Source organism: Alicyclobacillus acidiphilus NBRC 100859, assembly GCF_001544355.1.
GTDB classification, from domain to species: Bacteria; Bacillota; Bacilli; order Alicyclobacillales; family Alicyclobacillaceae; genus Alicyclobacillus; species Alicyclobacillus acidiphilus.
This window is the reverse complement of sequence record NZ_BCQI01000033.1, coordinates 16,821-33,051: the sequence shown is the minus strand read 5'-3', so window position 1 is coordinate 33,051 and position 16,231 is coordinate 16,821. Positions and strand designations below refer to the sequence as shown.

General features: G+C 56.3%; 18 protein-coding genes. 8 read left to right on the top strand and 10 right to left on the bottom strand.

Annotated features, from left to right (window positions below; genetic code table 11):
- Positions 1 to 268: 268 nt before the first annotated feature.
- Together AAC01S_RS12080 and AAC01S_RS12075 are read right to left on the bottom strand one after the other, a co-directional pair.
- On the bottom strand, positions 269 to 634 hold the full coding sequence (locus AAC01S_RS12080) for a hypothetical protein (protein ID WP_067622578.1): 366 nt from the start codon (positions 632 to 634) through the stop codon (positions 269 to 271).
- Between the two features lie 318 nt (positions 635 to 952).
- Entirely contained in the window at positions 953 to 1,561 is a 609-nt protein-coding gene (locus AAC01S_RS12075; RefSeq protein WP_067622576.1) for a spore coat protein, read from the bottom strand.
- A 271-nt stretch (positions 1,562 to 1,832) separates the two neighbouring features.
- On the opposite strand from AAC01S_RS12075, the gene AAC01S_RS12070 reads away from it, so the two are divergent.
- Genes AAC01S_RS12070 through AAC01S_RS12060 form a run of 3 tightly spaced genes read left to right on the top strand, consistent with a single transcriptional unit; the run spans position 1,833 to position 4,847 of the window.
- Positions 1,833 to 2,651 (top strand): DeoR/GlpR family DNA-binding transcription regulator, encoded by an 819-nt coding sequence (locus tag AAC01S_RS12070; RefSeq protein WP_067622573.1) that lies wholly within the window; start codon positions 1,833 to 1,835, stop codon positions 2,649 to 2,651.
- Between the two features lie 4 nt (positions 2,652 to 2,655).
- Positions 2,656 to 3,633: a galactose-1-phosphate uridylyltransferase gene (galT, locus tag AAC01S_RS12065; protein WP_067622570.1), complete on the top strand. Its 978-nt coding sequence runs from the start codon at positions 2,656 to 2,658 to the stop codon at positions 3,631 to 3,633.
- Entirely contained in the window at positions 3,630 to 4,847 is a 1,218-nt protein-coding gene (locus AAC01S_RS12060; RefSeq protein WP_067622568.1) for a galactokinase, read from the top strand. The genes galT and AAC01S_RS12060 overlap by 4 nt, the downstream gene beginning before the upstream one ends.
- Positions 4,848 to 4,996: 149 nt before the next feature.
- Here the strand turns inward: AAC01S_RS12060 and AAC01S_RS12055 are convergent, their stop codons facing one another.
- The 3 genes from AAC01S_RS12055 to AAC01S_RS20105 form a co-directional block, all read right to left on the bottom strand.
- Positions 4,997 to 5,284 carry a GNAT family N-acetyltransferase gene (locus AAC01S_RS12055; RefSeq protein ID WP_067622566.1) on the bottom strand — a complete coding sequence of 96 codons (288 nt, stop codon included), beginning with the start codon at positions 5,282 to 5,284 and terminating at the stop codon, positions 4,997 to 4,999.
- A 59-nt stretch (positions 5,285 to 5,343) separates the two neighbouring features.
- Entirely contained in the window at positions 5,344 to 6,795 is a 1,452-nt protein-coding gene (locus AAC01S_RS12050; RefSeq protein ID WP_067622564.1) for an S-layer homology domain-containing protein, read from the bottom strand.
- A gap of 378 nt (positions 6,796 to 7,173) precedes the next feature.
- Positions 7,174 to 7,302, bottom strand: a complete 129-nt coding sequence (locus tag AAC01S_RS20105; protein WP_281178128.1) for a hypothetical protein — start codon at positions 7,300 to 7,302, stop codon at positions 7,174 to 7,176.
- Positions 7,303 to 7,372: 70 nt separating this feature from the next.
- On the opposite strand from AAC01S_RS20105, the gene AAC01S_RS12040 reads away from it, so the two are divergent.
- Positions 7,373 to 8,434: a nitric oxide synthase oxygenase gene (locus tag AAC01S_RS12040; RefSeq protein WP_067622558.1), complete on the top strand. Its 1,062-nt coding sequence runs from the start codon at positions 7,373 to 7,375 to the stop codon at positions 8,432 to 8,434.
- 129 nt (positions 8,435 to 8,563) lie between these two features.
- Here AAC01S_RS12040 and AAC01S_RS12035 read toward each other — a convergent pair whose 3' ends face one another.
- Positions 8,564 to 9,133: an HAD family hydrolase gene (locus AAC01S_RS12035; RefSeq protein WP_083511749.1), complete on the bottom strand. Its 570-nt coding sequence runs from the start codon at positions 9,131 to 9,133 to the stop codon at positions 8,564 to 8,566.
- 98 nt (positions 9,134 to 9,231) lie between these two features.
- A complete protein-coding gene (locus AAC01S_RS12030; protein WP_067622555.1) occupies positions 9,232 to 10,251 on the bottom strand; it encodes an endo-1,4-beta-xylanase in 1,020 nt (339 codons plus the stop codon).
- Positions 10,252 to 10,452: 201 nt separating this feature from the next.
- On the opposite strand from AAC01S_RS12030, the gene AAC01S_RS19300 reads away from it, so the two are divergent.
- From AAC01S_RS19300 to AAC01S_RS12020, 3 genes are all read left to right on the top strand, one after another.
- Positions 10,453 to 10,602, top strand: a complete 150-nt coding sequence (locus tag AAC01S_RS19300; RefSeq protein ID WP_157071155.1) for a hypothetical protein — start codon at positions 10,453 to 10,455, stop codon at positions 10,600 to 10,602.
- A gap of 178 nt (positions 10,603 to 10,780) precedes the next feature.
- Complete coding sequence (locus tag AAC01S_RS12025) at positions 10,781 to 11,455, top strand: response regulator transcription factor (protein WP_067622553.1); 675 nt, start codon at positions 10,781 to 10,783, stop codon at positions 11,453 to 11,455.
- Positions 11,456 to 11,458: 3 nt separating this feature from the next.
- The gene (locus AAC01S_RS12020; protein WP_067622550.1) at positions 11,459 to 12,751 is read left to right on the top strand and encodes a sensor histidine kinase; all 1,293 of its coding nucleotides are present in this window, start codon (positions 11,459 to 11,461) and stop codon (positions 12,749 to 12,751) included.
- Here the strand turns inward: AAC01S_RS12020 and AAC01S_RS12015 are convergent.
- The gene (locus AAC01S_RS12015; RefSeq protein ID WP_067622547.1) at positions 12,748 to 13,668 is read right to left on the bottom strand and encodes an RnfABCDGE type electron transport complex subunit D; all 921 of its coding nucleotides are present in this window, start codon (positions 13,666 to 13,668) and stop codon (positions 12,748 to 12,750) included. The two genes, AAC01S_RS12020 and AAC01S_RS12015, sit on opposite strands and share 4 nt — an antisense overlap.
- Before the next feature lie 26 nt (positions 13,669 to 13,694).
- The gene (locus tag AAC01S_RS12010; RefSeq protein ID WP_067622544.1) at positions 13,695 to 14,237 is read right to left on the bottom strand and encodes an FMN-binding protein; all 543 of its coding nucleotides are present in this window, start codon (positions 14,235 to 14,237) and stop codon (positions 13,695 to 13,697) included.
- A gap of 236 nt (positions 14,238 to 14,473) precedes the next feature.
- Here AAC01S_RS12010 and AAC01S_RS12005 point away from each other — a divergent pair, with 236 nt between their 5' ends.
- Positions 14,474 to 15,055 carry a hypothetical protein gene (locus AAC01S_RS12005; RefSeq protein ID WP_067622541.1) on the top strand — a complete coding sequence of 194 codons (582 nt, stop codon included), beginning with the start codon at positions 14,474 to 14,476 and terminating at the stop codon, positions 15,053 to 15,055.
- Between the two features lie 43 nt (positions 15,056 to 15,098).
- On the opposite strand, the gene AAC01S_RS12000 is transcribed toward AAC01S_RS12005, so the two are convergent.
- The gene (locus tag AAC01S_RS12000; protein ID WP_169794041.1) at positions 15,099 to 15,590 is read right to left on the bottom strand and encodes an ABC transporter permease subunit; all 492 of its coding nucleotides are present in this window, start codon (positions 15,588 to 15,590) and stop codon (positions 15,099 to 15,101) included.
- Positions 15,591 to 16,231: the final 641 nt, after the last annotated feature.

Sequence of the window (16,231 nt, the reverse complement as noted above, 5' to 3'; positions counted from 1 at the left end):
AAGCGTCTCACAGACGCTTATTTCTCCGAAATGGCCAAATGGAGGGCAAATAGGCTGCCTCAGACCGCCTATTTGCCTTCCCTCCGCCAAAATCCGGATGGTTTCAGCCGGTTAAGCGGCTCACGACCGCTTATTCGGCGCCATTCAGCCGATTCGACACACTTAAGCGGCCCGGGGCCGCTTATTCTCCGCCGCTCCTCAGCCGGCCGCCCGAGATCGCGCTCGTCCCGCTCCTCAGCCGGCCGCCCACTGCCGCCCCGCTGCCCCGTTATGTAACGTGCTTGCGGGCAAACACGCTTCGTACCAGGCGGATTCGCTCGTTCGAGTCGAGCGATGGAAGTTCGTCGAAGATATGTTGAATCGCTGTCTCAACTTGGAGGAACTCGTGTACCTTGCCCTCCATGATGCCGTCTTCGCGATACAGCTTAATCCATACGTACCAGTGGCCGTCGCGATCGACCAAGCCACAAGTCTGCCCATAGTGCCACAGCTCGTGACCATCTTGGCGCAACTCTGCGATGGTTTCGTCGAAGTGATTCGTTCCGTCTGCAAGTGTCTTCGGATGCCCGTAGCAGTATGCAATCATCGCTTGTTCCATGTGCCACGGGTCAGCCAGGTGCGTCAAATTCTCCATATGAGCGGACCCTCGCTTCGATTGTGATGAGCACGTCTACGGTGAGCACGATTCGCTTCCTACAGGATTAAGCATAGCGAGCCTGTCTCGAAAACACATTGAACGCGGGCTTCACCTGGGCGTTCCCGGCGGATCCGCCGCCGGTGAACAAAATCTTCTTCATGAGAAGCTGCCCCCGTCGAACACACGCCGCGCGCAAACCGTACGCCAAAAGGGCTGCCCCGCCTGCGGATTCACCGCGTTTGGGACAGCCCTGGCCAGATCGCGATATGGAATGGGCGGAACCGAACGCGCGAGCGCGTTCGATCCGTCAAGCCATCATTGGAAATGCTGCATGTTTTGCGCTTGGCCTTGTTGCGGCACTTGATAGGACTGCATCATGGTTTGGGTCGTGTTTTGCTGAAGCGTTGGGACCTGGTACCAACCCTTTTGATTCATGTACGCCCAGATGTCGTACGCCATTCGATCGCACACGCTCGCCCCGGTCATCAAGTAGGTCCGGAACTGCGGATTCGTGCATTCCAACGCGAATGTGGTCCAGCCGATCGCGCCAAATTTATGCACATTCAGCGCAATGGTACACACGGTGCGGTCCGAAAGCGTCTGTGGGTTCATGTTCGGGGCTGGGTGGCTGGGCTGGCGAAGACCGAGTTTCGGCTGCGCGTTCATGTTGCCCGCGTATTGTGTCGGCGACTGAGAAGCCTGGCCCGTTCCCTGCAGGATTTGCACACCCTGGATGTAGTGCTGCTCAATGATGCGAGCCTGATTCTCCAGCATGTTGCGCAACTGCATGTCCTGAACTTGATTGCTTAAAAACGAAAACAACTCGACATTGGCAGCCTTCGTGGTCAGCGCTTCGCTCATACCAAGCACTTCGTGTGCGCCGTACTGTGCGTTCGGTTGCTGTTGCTGCTGTTGCTGTTGCATTCAAATACCTCCACAAAAAATGGTCTGATACGTTGGATATATTCCCCTATCAATGAAAATTCATGCGAAGTCATGGTGAAGGTTTGAACCATGCTCGATTCATCAAATGATGATCACAATTTGATCTAAATATGATATTCTTAAATCAAATCATGATCATCATCATGGCCAGCACGCCAAAGGCCGAGGACGCCACGTGAATACAGTCGCATCCAGGAGACCGCATGAAGCTATCCGCGTAGCGAAATCCGCATGGGAAGGGAGGCGGGCCATGTATCCGAAAGAACGACAGTCGCTGCTGTTGTCCCTGCTCGCGAAGGAGGGATTTCTCTCCTATCAGGAATTGGCGGAGAAATTGCAGGTATCGGAAATTACGATTCGCCGCGACATGAAAATTCTGCGTGAACAAGGGCTCGTTGAAAAAGCTTTCGGCGGCGCGCAGGTTTCCCGGGCGGCGATGGAACTTCCCTACACGAGCAAGCAGATCATGCAAATTCGTGAAAAGGAGGCCATCGCTGCGGCGGCACGACGTTTGGTGGAAAACGGAATGACCATCGGCTTTGCGGCGGGCACCACGACTTGGGTGACTGCGAAGCATCTCGTCGGTTTTTCCGAATTGACGTTCGTCACCAACTCTGTGAACATCGCGACGGATTTGCGCGCCATCGGTTGGACGGATATCCACATCACCGGCGGCGTGTTCCGTACGCCGTCGGACGCGTTGGTCGGGCCCATTGCCGAAATGGCCGCGCGGCAGTTCCACACCGATATCCTGTTTGTCGGCGCCAACGGGCTGCATGTCGATCACGGCCTATCCACCCCCAACCTGCTCGAAGCGTCCATCAACCGGGCGCTGATGGAGCGGACGGACAAGGTGGTGCTGCTGGCGGATCGAACGAAATGGAACGGCGAAGCGATGTGCCGTTTCGGCGGATTGGACGAGATCGACGTCCTCGTGACGGATGCCTTGCCCGGCGCATTCGCAGAGCGCACGCTCGCTTCGCACGGCGTGGACGTGATCTGCGCCGACGGCATCGACGCGAGGAATGACGACGAGTATCCCAAGCCAACCAAGATGGACACGAGGTGATCCTATGACGGAACTTCGCTTCAACCCACTCCTGCGCGACTGGACGATGGTCGCTTCCAACAGGCAAAAGCGGCCGAATTTGCCAAAAGGCGACTGCCCGTTCTGTCCTGGGTCAGGCAAGGTGCCTGACACGTATGACGTGTATGCGTACAACAACGATTTTCCTGCGCTGTCGCCGACGCCGCCCGATCCCGATCCGGTCGCGACGAGCTTGTACCAGGTCGCGCCAGCCTACGGCAAATGCGAGGTCATCCTCTATTCGCCGGACCACACGACGAGTCTGCCTGAATTGTCCGTCGCCCACATTCGCAAGCTGGTGGATTTGTGGGTGGAACGATTTGAGTCGTTGTCCGCCAATCCGAACCACAAGTACGTGTTCATCTTTGAAAACCGCGGCCCTGAAGTCGGCGTGACGATGCCGCACCCGCATGGCCAGATCTACGCGTATCCATACATCCCGCAAAAGCTGCGGGTCGAACTGGAGTCGTGCCGTCATCATCACGACGAGACGGGACGTTGCCTCATGTGCGACATCAACGCCGACGAAGTTCGCGTTGGGCTCCGTATGCTCACGGAAACGGAGTCATTCGTGTCCTATATCCCGTTCTTCACGGACTATCCGTATGGGGCGTTTATTTCCAGCAAACGGCATGTCAGCGGCATCACCGATTTCACCGACGCGGAACGGACAGATCTCGCCCGGATTCTCAAACAAGTCACGGCAGGGATGGACGCCTTGTTCGACCGATCGTTTCCGTACATGATGGTGATCCATCAACGGCCGGTGAACGGTCCCGACGTCAACGAGTACTACCATTTTCACATCGAGTTTTATCCGCCCTTGCAGACCAAGGATCGGTTGAAGTTCCTGGCGTCGTCCGAATCGGGAGCCTGGGCCCCGTGCAATCCGACGGCGGTGGAGGCCACGGCGCCGCTGCTCCGAGCAGCGATTGAATCGAGAAAGGCAGGAACAGAGGAATGAATCACGAGTGGCAGTACGCGCTGAACCAGTGGGAGGCTTTTTCGCCGGGGCCGATCTCGGATGTGCGTCTATTCTTCGCACCGGGCCGCGTCAATTTGATTGGCGAACACACGGATTACAACGGAGGGTATGTCTTGCCTGCCGCGTTGTCCCTGGGAACCTGGCTGTTCGTGCGATCCCGGACAGACGGCCTGTTCCGCTTCGGCTCAACCTTCGCGGACGGCGTGATCGCGGTTCGGGCGGACGACATCGCCTATCGCCCGGAGCAAGATTTCGCGAATTATCCGCTTGGCGTGATCGACATGTTCGCCCGGGAAGACATCCATCTGCCAGGCGCGGACTTTTTCTTTCACGGCAATCTCCCGATCGGCGCCGGACTCTCCTCGTCAGCGTCGGTCGAGGTCGCGACGGCCACGGCGATCTGTGCCTTGACAGACACGGCGTGGTCTGGAGAGCAAATCGCGATCCTTGCGCAACGCGCGGAAAATCAGTTTGTCGGCGTCAACAGCGGCATTATGGATCAGTTCGCGGTCGCGATGGGGAAACGAGATTCGGCGCTGTCGCTCCATTGCTCGACGCTCGCCTACGAAGTGGTACCGATGCACGCGGATGGCTGCCGGCTCGTCATCGCCAATACGAATGTGCAGCGTACCTTGGCCGGATCGAAATACAACGAGCGCCGAAGCGAGTGCGACAAGGCCCTGGCGATCCTCCGAGACACTTGGCCGGATCTCGACGCCTTGGCGGACGTCACACCCGAGATGTGGCCAGACGCACAGGCGCGGCTGCGTGCAGCGGCAGATAAGCTCGACGACACCGCTGCGGACATCCTGATTCGACGCGCAAGACACGTGGTGTTCGAAAACGCCCGCGCCAAAGAAGCCCCGACGCTTCTGGCAAACGGCCAGCTCGAAGCGTTCGGCGAGTCGATGAACGCGTCCCACCAGTCCTTGCGGGACGATTACGAAGTCACAGGCGACGCGCTCGACGCCTTGGCTGAAGCGGCCTGGGCCGCTCCAGGCTGCATCGGTTCGCGGATGACGGGCGCTGGATTCGGAGGCTGCACAGTCTCGTTGGTGCGCGAGAACGCCATCGACGAGTTCGTGGCGTCGGTTGCCGCAGCCTACGAAGCCCGGCTTGGCATCGCTCCGAGTTTCTACATCACCGAAATCGGCGACGGGGCGCGGGAAATCGCGCTGGATCTCCAACCATAAGCTGACCGCTGGCAACGCCGTTTGGCGAGGAACGACCTTCTGCGACGAACGACTTTCAACGACCGACCACCGCCCTTCCCCGACCAGCGATGAAGGGCGGTCGCTCGTTCCACGAACCGTGACAGCCATGTCCTCCACAAACGGGTGAGTTACAGGTCGTAATCGGGATCAATTACCTCGCGGTACTCGGCGTTGCGGCGAAACACGGCGTACGCGTAGGAACAGACGGGGCGGATCCGCTTGTGTTCGGCGCGCGCCTGCTTGACCACCTGCTCGACCAACTGCGCGGCGATGCCCTGCCCCTGATGCTCAGGCGCGACGATGGTGTGATCGATGGAGACGACACCCTCCCTCACTTCCGAACAATCGATGCGGCCAATGACCTGACCCCGGTCATCCACGGCCTCAAAACCGTTCGCTTTCGCGCGGATATGCATCGGCAGACCCTCCTCCAACGTTTTTGTCCTATCTTTGTTGCCTATACCTGAATCTATACTCAGTTGAACAGATTCGTACCGATATCCAGGGTGTTCGATCCGCCAGCCGCCCCATTCCCAGAAGCATCGATGGAGTTGGCGCTGTTCGTGCCGGTGCCATTCGCGCTAGCACCCGTCGCGTTCGTCGGTGCTCCATCTCCTGAAGACCAACCGGCTATGGAAAGTCCGCTCGGCAGCACCGGAACCGTCTGGTTGTAGGAAATCTGGGCCTTCGCCGAGATCGACACCGTGACATTGGAGACATAGGTCGCGATGGTCTTCGCCTGCGACCCTTCGCCCGCCAATTGCGCGAACGTCGTCGGCGTCATCTTGATGTTCGTCGTCAGATCTTCCTCCGTCACCGTCGGTGTCCTCCCCGACGTGTTGACGTAAATTTTCACCGTGCTGGTCATCCCTTTTTCCATCGTCGAAATCAAATTCGCGCTGCCATTCGCATGAACCCCAGCCAGCCCGCTGAGATACGACGCGAAAAAGCCATTCTGCGCCGCCGGCGTCAAATTCGCCGTGAACACATCCCTGCCCGTTCCCTGAGCGATGGTGATGTTGGTGAACGATCCCGATCCAAACATGGGAATAAACTCAACCGTATTGTTGACCTGTGCCGTCTTCGACGACCACTGAGTCGCATTCCCCTGTTTGGTGTACAGCGTGTTGCCGAACGAAACGTCTTGAATCGTCTGCGTAGATTTGGCGCCAGTCTTGGCATTGACGGACGTCAGCATCGACTGGTTGACCGACACACTGGTTCCACCCACGACACCGACCGATCTCGCCGCATCAAGTTCACTCTTCGAATCGTTCGCCTGCTTCTGCAAGGCATTCGCGATCTTCGTATTCTTCTTGCCCGCCGCCGTCAACTGGTACGAGAAGCCGTCTGTCATGACGGAAGAGATTTGATAGAACGAGGCCTGATCCAATGCCGCCAACGCCTTGGTGAACTCGCTGACCTGAGGCGTCGTCAGCATCCAAGAACCGGGCAAAGCCTTGTGGGACGCCGCAAGACTCTTCAAGCCAGCCAGAAATTGCTGCGCCTGCTCGGGCGTCCAAGGAGCCGTCGAAGCGGTTACCAACCCCTGCCGTTCCGCCCACTGCGTTGGCGTCAGTCCACCCAAGGCCATGTTCTCATACTTCGTCACGATCTGCGCCGCAAAAGCCGTCGACACCGAATCACTCGCGCCGAACAGCTTCGCCGAATCCGCCTTGACCAGGCCAAGCTCGATAGCTCGATGCACATACCCCCAGTACGGCGACGTCACAGGCACATCCGTGTACGACGATTTGCCCGTGGCATCCGGCTTCAACTGAACACTTTGACAAAACAACTGCAAAAACTGAGCTTTATCGATGGTGGAAGACGCGTACGGCATCGTCGGAAAGGCCGACCACGTCAGGCCCACCAACACACACGACACAGCCCCGACGCGAAATGCCGCTCTTCCTTCCAGTTTCATTGAAGGCCCTCCAATCACTTTGCGGCGATTCTACTCATTTTTCAGATACTTCTATGGTAACATGCGCTAGAGTTGCTGACGATCGAAAATCACCGGAATCTGTCGAATGAGCGCGGGGGGCGCAGGGCACCTAGGCAGCGATAGAGGACAAAACTACCGTTACGGCGGCGCGATCGCGGCGGGGGCGGGAGGGGTGGCGAAAGTGACTAGCCAAATAAGCGTCTCTCAGAGGCTTATTTCCCCGAGACAATCAAATGGAAGGCAAATAGGCGGCCACAGACCGCCTAATTGCCTTCCCTACGCCCAAAACTCGACGATCTCAGCCGGTTAAGCGGCCCAGGGCCGCCTATTCGCCGCAAATCTGCGGATTCGACACACTTAAGCGACTGAGGACCGCTTATTCTTCTCCGCCGCCACTCCGCCGTCCACTCCGCCGTCCGCGCTCGCCGCCGCCACTCCGCCGCCGCCCACTCCGCCGCCGTAACTCCCCGCGGGCTCGGATTTCATTTTGGTGATGCCATGAAGTACACTAGGCGGCAGGGGCCGAATTCTAGGGAGCGACAAGAGGGGAAGCATCATCGTGAGTCTCTATGACGAGCAAAGAGAATTCATCGTCGCGTGTTACAACGAACTTGGTAAGAGTGCTGAGGCTATTGAGCAGCGGCTGGGCGTGATCGCGGAAAGTATCAAGCGGCATGGAACCAGCGAGCTTACCTACGAAGAATTGGAGCATGGCGCCCGGATGGCTTGGAGAAACAGCAATCGCTGCATTGGACGGCTGTTCTGGAAGACGCTCAACGTTTTCGACAAAAGGGATGTAGGGACGGCGGAAGAAGTTGCTGAGGCCCTCTTCGATCACATTGAATTCGCGACCAATTCAGGGAAGATACGACCTGCTATTACCATCTTTCATCAACAAGTCCGCATTTGGAACCATCAACTGATTCGATATGCGGGGTACGAGACGGAGCGAGGTATCGTCGGAGACCCTCAATCGGTACGGTTTACGCGTGTTTGTGAAGAATTAGGCTGGACGGGCCGACGTACAGCCTTTGACGTGCTGCCGTTGGTGATTCAAATCCATGGAGAATCGCCGAAAGTATTTCCGATTCCTGACGAGTTGGTGTTGGAGGTGAACATCCGCCACCCAGAACGCCCTGAGTTCGAAGATCTCGATCTCAAGTGGTACGCTGTGCCGATCATTTCGGATATGGCTTTGGAGATAGGAGGCATTCGCTACCCAGCGGCACCGTTCAATGGTTGGTATATGGAGACGGAAATCGGGGCTCGCAATTTTGCCGATCCGCATCGTTACAATATGCTGCCGAAGGTAGCGTCTCTCATGGGGTTGAATACCGCGATCGAGTCGTCCCTGTGGAAAGACAAGGCATTGATTGAGCTGAATGTGGCCGTGCTGCACTCGTTCAAGGAACGCGGCGTGACGATTGTGGATCACCACACCGCGGCGAAGCAGTTTGGGTATTTTGAGCGGATCGAGAGCGACATGGGGCGGAAGGTCACGGGCGACTGGACTTGGCTGATTCCACCGGTATCCCCTGCCACAACGCACATTTTTCACAGCCACTACGACAATACCATCGTAAAACCGAATTATTTTAAGCAAGAGGCTCCGTATTAGAACGGATTGGCAGCTTCCTTCGCAACGTGACTCGTCGTCTCTTGTAAAACTTGTTGTTCCGCAGCCACACTGCGGGAATTGACGGCGTCACTCTTCATCCGTTGTGCTGCCTTAGCCTTTCTCCTCTGTCTAGTCCAATCCCGCAGGCTCATGCGTGAAGCCGACTTGGAGAATCGTCAGTGCCTTGGGTACGTCGACGACATCCCATACGGGGACAATCCACGGCGGGCATTGAACTGGTGAGGTAAAGTCGCGCCGTACGGAGACGGAATCACGCTGCAGCCAAATCGCGTGAATGCGGCTGCGGTTTGCCCCCAATATGTCGTTATCCCAACTGTTTCCGACCATGACAGCGTGTTCAGGTTCAATGCCTAACGCATCCAACACCAGATCAAATACAACCGGATTCGGCTTTTCCGGCTTGTCGTGCGTCAATTCTGACTGTGTGGCGTATATGAACTCAAAGTAATGGGCGATGCCTAGCCTCTCCAACATCCTTGTGGCAGCGCCGCTGTCACTCGTCGCCGTATTGCTCAGGACAGCATGTTGGTATCCCCAATCTGTGAGTGTCTGCAAAGTCAGCTCGACATCGGGCCGCAAATGGATGTCAGGATATAGGTCAATCGGTTGGAGATCCTGCCCTCCCGGCGGCGGAGTGATGATGGTGTCCCCTAGATCCCATACGACGTGTGTGATCATCTTCATTCTCCTCGGAACGCGTGTGCATGCGCTTTTTCGCTGTATTCCCCTGCCATTGCCCGCTGACGGAGATGTGCGGCGTAACTTCGATTGACTTCTTACTTCGCGAAATTCACCGCGCGCCAAAACGCTTCCTTCGGCTGATGCTGCTCGTTGAACATGAGCGGCCAGTCCTTGCGGTTTTTTACGGGAAAGTTGTCGCGCCAAGTCTCGTCGTCGGCGATTCCCCACCATGTCACATTGCGGATGACGCGGCTGTACTCGCGGAACAACTGAAGCAACTGTTCATATCGATCCGCCTGCTCCCGTTCCAGTCGCTCGTCAAACACGCGCGCCGCAGCGGAGGACTTGTCGGGCTCATGGACGTACTCGTGGACGCTGATGTCGAGTTCGGTGACGTGGATTTGCACGCCGAGCGAGGCGTACTTTTCGATCGCGTCGCGAATTTCTTCAATAGACGGTTCTGTCATCATCCAGTGCCCCTGCATGCCGATGCCGTGAATCGGCACGCCTTCGTCGAGCAATCCCGCAACCAGCCGATAGATTTTATCGCGCTTGTCGGGTTTGGTTTCGTTGTAGTCGTTGTAGAACAGCAGGGCCGACGGGGCGATCTCGTGGGCGCACCGAAAAGCTTCGGCGATGTACCCGTCGCCGAGCGCGGTCATCCATCGGCTGGGACGGAGGTAGGCGTCGGCGTGATCGGAGATGGCTTCGTTGACGACATCCCAACAATAGACGTCGTTCTGGTAGCGGCCGAGGACGGTTTCCATGTGGGCGCGCATCCGCCGTCGGACTTTGTCGGCAGAAGCTGGCTGTCCGGCATCGTCGACAAAGACCCAGTCGGGCGTCTGATTGTGCCAAACGAGTGTATGGCCGCGAACGCGCATGCCGTTGTCCTTGGCGAATTGGACCAAGGCGTCGGCGTGATCGAACCGATACACATCTTCCTCGGGGTGGATCACTTCGAACTTCATCTCGTTTTCCGCGGTCACGCTGTTGAAGTGCGTTCGCAGCAAGTCGGCGTGCGAGACGAGCGATCTGGGATTGACCGCGGCGCCAATGGAAAAATAGGGACGATAGACGTCGCGGAGCGATGGCGTATTCTGACCTTCACTCATGCTTGGCAAGCCCTCCTATAGACGAACAAATATGGACATATAGACCTGTCTCTATCATAGCGTAAACGGTTACAAAAAAGTTGTTCACAAAGCAAGCGTTTTACAAAGAAAAATGTTCATATTGGAAACGCTTCCTGATTCCCACGGTTCATTCCGCGGCTCATATAATGAGGGCATCCGAGGAAGGAAGAGGTGTTCTGGATGGAACAAAATTGCGGAGTCATGAGATGTGTACACCAGGCGATGCTGGAAGACGCGCACCGGAGCTATTATCCACAGGGGCGATTCACGGTCAGAACGTCGGGCAACTTCATCAAGAAACTGTGGAACGGTATTTCCGGCCGTCGATGATTGCTCGCTGGTGTCCGTCACAATGGAATCTGACGATCTCGCCCCCCAGGCAGCCGAATGGATGACCCATCATCGGCTGCCTTTTTTGCGTCGCAGGACGGCTTCTAATCCCATTTCGAAGCTTATGGACTATAGTATTCCTTGAAATCATCCCCGCGTTTGAAACGAGGGACAAACAGTGAGGATATTGCTTATCGAGGACGACGACACATTGCGGACGGCGATGGCTGACGTTCTGCGCGAAGCGGCTTATGAAGTGGACGAGGTGGCCAATGGCGACGAAGGGTTGTACCTGGCGGAGACCGACGTCTACGACGCGTTCGTGATCGACATCATGATGCCTGAACTTGACGGTATCGAACTCATGAAACGGCTGCGCGATCAGGCGATTTACGCTCCAGCCATCTTCGTGACGGCCAAGGATAGTGTCGAGTCGCGCGTCGACGGTCTGAATGCCGGAGCCGACGACTACCTGGTCAAACCGTTTGCTATCGAAGAACTGCTTGCCCGTATTCGCGCTTTGCTGCGCAGAAACCGCGATATCGACACGGACATGACCTTGCATTATCAGGATCTCGTGCTCGTTCCGGAAACCAAACAAGCGACCGTGGATGGACAGCCGCTTCACGTAACCGAAACAGAATTTCGCTTGCTCGAATACTTTGTTCTCAATAAAGGCCAAATCTTGACGCGCGAACGAATATCATCCCGCGTCTGGGGAATTGATACGGAAACCGTCGAATCTGCGGTGGATCTCTACGTCCACTACCTGCGCAAGAAGTTACATCCTTACGGTTTGGATCAGCACATTCAAACGGTGCGCAACGTCGGATACATGTTGAAGGAGGGCTGACTGTTGTTCCGTAAAACCAGGTTTCAACTGGCCCTCCTCAATTCAATCGCCTTTTTCGGCATCCTCTTGATCTTCGGCGCCTCCATTTTCTTCGTCACGCGACATCGCTTCGTGATGGAGGAGAATACCACGTTGACGACTCAGGCGAGTTTGATCCGCAACGGCGATCTGGATCGCATGCGCAACGATGATCACCACGACGATGACCATGACAATCATCATGATAAAAACCAGAACGAAACCGAAGAGGTGAAACAGACACACGTGATTTCCATTTTACTGGACAAGCAGGGACACGTTTTGGAGCAGGACCCAGCGAACAGCCTCTCGACGCAGACCATTCAACTTGTCCGAAAAAATGCTCAGCTCAATCAACTCACGACCATGGATGTCGGGGGAACTTCGTTCCGCGTCATGTCGCTGGCCCCGCCAACGGGATCAGCGGCCATGACTGGACCGCAGCCAAGCGTAGTCCTCCTGTTGTACAACCGGGCCGAGGATGTAGCCTTTTTGCGAAACCTGCTTCGGATGATCGAGATCGGCACCGTGATAGGCGCCGCATTGTCGCTCCTTATCGGAATTTACTTGGCGCAGCGAGCACTGATTCCCATCCAGAACGCGTGGCTGCGTCAACAGCAATTCGTCGCGGACGCTTCACACGAACTGCGCACACCGCTCGCCATCACGCAAACACAGTTGGATCGACTGTTTCGGCATCCCAGTCGCACCATTGAAGAAATGAGCGAAAACCTCGGAAACATCCAGCGCGAAACGTCTCGGATGCGCCGCCTCGTCGCAGACTTGCTGACGCTTGCGCGGACGGATTCCAACCAATTGCAAATTCAGCGCCAACCGACGGAACTCCACGAATGTCTGGCCGCCACTGTGGAATCGTTTCGACCCTTCGCCGAGACGAAAGACATTCACCTGGACGCTGCGTTGCAGGCTGTGACAGTGCAGGTCGATCCCGAACGCATGACCCAACTGCTCACGATTCTTTTGGACAACGCCATGAAGTTCACCGATACCGGCGGCCGCGTCGACGTCTCCCTCGAACCCGTGGGACACCATGTCAAATTGGTGGTCACGGACACCGGTATCGGCATCTCACCCGTCGATCTGCCGCACGTGTTCAATCGTTTTTACCAGTCGGACAAGGCTCGATCCGGCAGCGGCAGCGGTCTTGGCTTGGCCATCGCGAAGTGGATTGTCGAGGCTCACCAAGGAAAAATCTCCATCAGGAGCCCGGTCGCAAATGGGCATGGCACAGCGGTGGAGGTGACCATGCCCATTTAGAGACCGTGGCGCTCCGCCGGAACTTGCCGAGACGGCCCTGGTTCGGCGGTTCTCGCCAGCCTGTGCCTCTGCTTCCAAACACTTTGCAGCCACTTCGTCGCGTTGCCAATGAGCAATGCGATGAAGAGATAGGACAATTCCGCGGGAAACACCATGTAAATGACCACGCTCAACGTGCCGACCAACACGCCAAACCACACCTGGTCGCGCCGGATCGCGGGAGACGTCGGCGGATCGGTGAGCATGAAGAAGGCGAGAAACAACGCCGAGTTCAGCATGGGATTTTCGAGCGCGTACAACGCGTCCATGCGCGTCGTTGGAAACGCCATAAAGATGACCGACACGATCGCGTATGCGCCAAGGAACGCGAGCACTTGCGGCAGTTTTTTCACGCGAATGGCCGTCCACAACCCAAGCAGGCACAGACACGCCAAGTACTCCGGCGGCAACAGCGACATGCCGCCCCACCAACTCTGCATCGTCGAGAACGCCATCGTCGAAACAAGCAATCCCACTGCAGCCGGGTTGAAAATCGGTTTGCGCTTCGTTTTCAACAGGTGCTTCGACGCAAGCGCAACCGCCACCGTCAAGATGGTAAGATACCAGGCGGTCAGCGATCCCAGGACCATCGCCACAATGAGTCCGGTCACGGCGCCGCCGTCCGAGATCCTGGGTTTCTTAAAGTAGAATCGCGAGACGATCCAGTCCATCACCAGCGCGCTGGCCACGGCGGCGATGGTGTTCCTTAGCGCGGCGGGATCCAACCCTTTCTCGGCACAGATTGCAATCAAGGCCAATACACTCAGGATGACCGTCACAAGGCCCTTGGGCGTTTGGACGAACCGCCGCAGGCGCGATGGCTTGGGCGAATTGGTTCGTTTCCGCTTGGGGCGCATCTTGACACGTTGCGTCGTCACGTTGTCTCAACTCCTTGCGATTGGACTTAAGCTCGTTCCGCCTGCTGCGCCTCGTTCAAAGCCGTGACGACAGCTTCGTAAAAGTCCTCCGAGCTGAGCGTCGCCCCGCTTACGGCGTCGATCTTGTTGATATTCTGCGTTTTCAGCAATTCATTGGGCAACACTGGATCGATGTATTGAATGGGATAGTGCGTTGTGAAATCGACGATTTGCACTCGCGTGATCTTGTCCTTCTTCAACGTGATGGCCACTGTCACCGAGCCGATGCGCGTCGATCCCGTTCCCTTGTATGTACCATCCTTGTACTTCTGCTTCGTTGTCAATTTCTTGGACGTCGTCGTCGACTTGGTCGATTTCTTGACCGCAGCTTCATTTGGAGCCACGACGAATGCCACGCGGCCAAGCGACACCTGCGAAGGAAGTCCGATGGCGGTCGTGTGTGCGGATACTGAGCCAACTGTCGCATCGGTTCCTGCCATGACCAAGGGAGCTGCGGCGGCGATACTGACAATTGCTGACGAACAGAGTGCAATCAATGAGCGGTTGATTCCGTTTGGTTTCTGCGACATCGTACATTCCTCCAAGCCATGATGGAATCGGTATGTTCATAGATCACCAAACGTCGCTTGAAAACACATTTGAGACAAACACGGCTGGGCGCCCATCAGTCGCGCCGCATAGTCCAAATGGACTATGCGAATTGGTCCGACTTCATCTGTCGATCACGCGCGCGGCGTTCTAGAATGTACATCATCATGCTATTATCATGGGCCTCAGCCGATTATGCGGAAAGCGGGTATGGCGAATGACGAAACGGGAACCTGTTCGTTCGTTCCGTTCGCGGACCAATCAAGCCGACGAGCGGATGATGATGTTCGTTCGCCTGCATGGGAATTTTATGTTGGCCATCGGTGTGGTGGGCTTGGCGGTCTGGGGCGCGATTTCCAATCATCCCAGCTACATCTTCGGTTTGGCGTTCGCGGGTGCATCTGCCTACGTATCAGGGCTTGTGTGCGGACTTTGTATCTCCATGTTGTATCTCTGCGGCAATGTCGTACTTGATCCCGGCCATCTGTTTGCCGGCCAGTCACTCGTCACCGACATAGGCACTATCCTGCTGCAGGTAATAGGCTACTTGGCCGTCGTTTTCTTGGGGTACAAGCACAAGACGTTGCGCGAATTTCAAAAGGCAGCCTCGAAGGCCAACCAAGTGCTCCCATGGGCTGTCGTCAACGAAGTTCGGACCTCGTTGTCAGCCATTCGTTTTCTGCTCTTCCCTCTGCAAGACGATACGCAGTCGAGAGAGGAGATTCAAAAGGCGACAAGCGAACTCTCCCGTCTCGAACAGTTGTTTCACGACTTGGAACGAAATCGAAATCAAAAATAAGAGGCGGAAACCGTATCCGCCTCTACGATTGCATAACCGGTCATCAGGATTCGGCCCGCATCCGGGGATCTATCCAGTAGTACAGGAAGTCAACCGCGAAGTTCAACACCATCACCATGAAACCCAGCACGTACAAGATGGCAATGGGCAATGCCAAGGTTGGCCCGTACAGTCCAATCATGCCAGGCGCTGGCATGACCCCTGAATTGAACAAATTGCTGTAGAATTGTTCACTCGCGAGCGCGCCCTGAGTCATCACGGTACCGAGGCCGCGAATCGAGAACGTATTTTCGATGAGAAAGGTGCTCGAAACAACTATGGCGAATTGCGGTGCCATGTACGTGAGAACGGACAGAACCGCAGGTCGGACCGCATGCCGCAAAATGACCAACCGTTCAGGAATACCGCGAGACCTCACAATGAGCAGATAGTCCTGATGCAAGGCCTCCCTCATCCCTGCCTGCATAAATTTGACGATGTAACCCAGTGACAGCAAAGATAGAGAGAAAATGGGCGTTGTACGGATGCGGAGCAAGCAGCGGAGCAAGCAGCGGAGCAAGCAGCGGAGCAAGCAGCGGAGCAAGCAGAGGACAAAAAATGGAAATACAAGCGACAATTCCGAGCCAAATCAAGCCACACAACGCCAGTCGTGACTTAATCATCCTTCGCCACACCGAAAGCCGTCGCGGCAATGGCACGACTTCACGCCTGTAGAGCGCTTTTATCATTACGCTCATGTGTCTCATGCACACCCTTTTTATGAAATGTTATCTTTCGCCGGTCGATGGTTTTTGTGTTTAGACCGGATAGCGAGCGTTTCGCAGATGGATAAAAGCTTCCAGGACAAGGGATTTCACGCCATGGATCAGGACGTCACCCCCCTTGCGGCGGAACGATGTCGAAGAGCGGCGACCGGTTTGCGCGTCGCAAGGGACAAAAGTTCCCTTACGGGGGCGTGATCGCGAAGGTTGGCCGAAGCCGGTCGTGGCTGATGGAGAGTGGCGGACTCGAACGGGCACAATAGGCGTCTCTCAGACGCTTATTTCGTTAAAATGACGGGATGGAAAGCAAATAGGCGGCCCAAAGACGCTTATTTGCCTCCGTTGCGCCCGGAATGGGCGATTTCAACCACGTAAGCGGCTGTCGCCCCCTTATTCGGCGCGAATCGGAAGATTC

What these genes read in the sequence shown, in the direction of transcription:
- AAC01S_RS12035 (WP_083511749.1), bottom strand. Translation starts at nt 9,133, where the DNA reads ATGATCACACACGTCGTATGGGATCTAGGGGACACCATCATCACTCCG.
- AAC01S_RS12030 (WP_067622555.1), bottom strand. Translation starts at nt 10,251, where the DNA reads ATGAGTGAAGGTCAGAATACGCCATCGCTCCGCGACGTCTATCGTCCC.
- AAC01S_RS12055 (WP_067622566.1), bottom strand. Translation starts at nt 5,284, where the DNA reads ATGCATATCCGCGCGAAAGCGAACGGTTTTGAGGCCGTGGATGACCGG.
- AAC01S_RS12070 (WP_067622573.1), top strand. Translation starts at nt 1,833, where the DNA reads ATGTATCCGAAAGAACGACAGTCGCTGCTGTTGTCCCTGCTCGCGAAG.
- AAC01S_RS12010 (WP_067622544.1), bottom strand. Translation starts at nt 14,237, where the DNA reads ATGTCGCAGAAACCAAACGGAATCAACCGCTCATTGATTGCACTCTGT.
- AAC01S_RS12005 (WP_067622541.1), top strand. Translation starts at nt 14,474, where the DNA reads ATGACGAAACGGGAACCTGTTCGTTCGTTCCGTTCGCGGACCAATCAA.
- AAC01S_RS12080 (WP_067622578.1), bottom strand. Translation starts at nt 634, where the DNA reads ATGGAGAATTTGACGCACCTGGCTGACCCGTGGCACATGGAACAAGCG.
- AAC01S_RS12075 (WP_067622576.1), bottom strand. Translation starts at nt 1,561, where the DNA reads ATGCAACAGCAACAGCAGCAACAGCAACCGAACGCACAGTACGGCGCA.
- galT (WP_067622570.1), top strand. Translation starts at nt 2,656, where the DNA reads ATGACGGAACTTCGCTTCAACCCACTCCTGCGCGACTGGACGATGGTC.
- AAC01S_RS20105 (WP_281178128.1), bottom strand. Translation starts at nt 7,302, where the DNA reads ATGAAATCCGAGCCCGCGGGGAGTTACGGCGGCGGAGTGGGCGGCGGC.
- AAC01S_RS12060 (WP_067622568.1), top strand. Translation starts at nt 3,630, where the DNA reads ATGAATCACGAGTGGCAGTACGCGCTGAACCAGTGGGAGGCTTTTTCG.
- AAC01S_RS19300 (WP_157071155.1), top strand. Translation starts at nt 10,453, where the DNA reads ATGGAACAAAATTGCGGAGTCATGAGATGTGTACACCAGGCGATGCTG.
- AAC01S_RS12050 (WP_067622564.1), bottom strand. Translation starts at nt 6,795, where the DNA reads ATGAAACTGGAAGGAAGAGCGGCATTTCGCGTCGGGGCTGTGTCGTGT.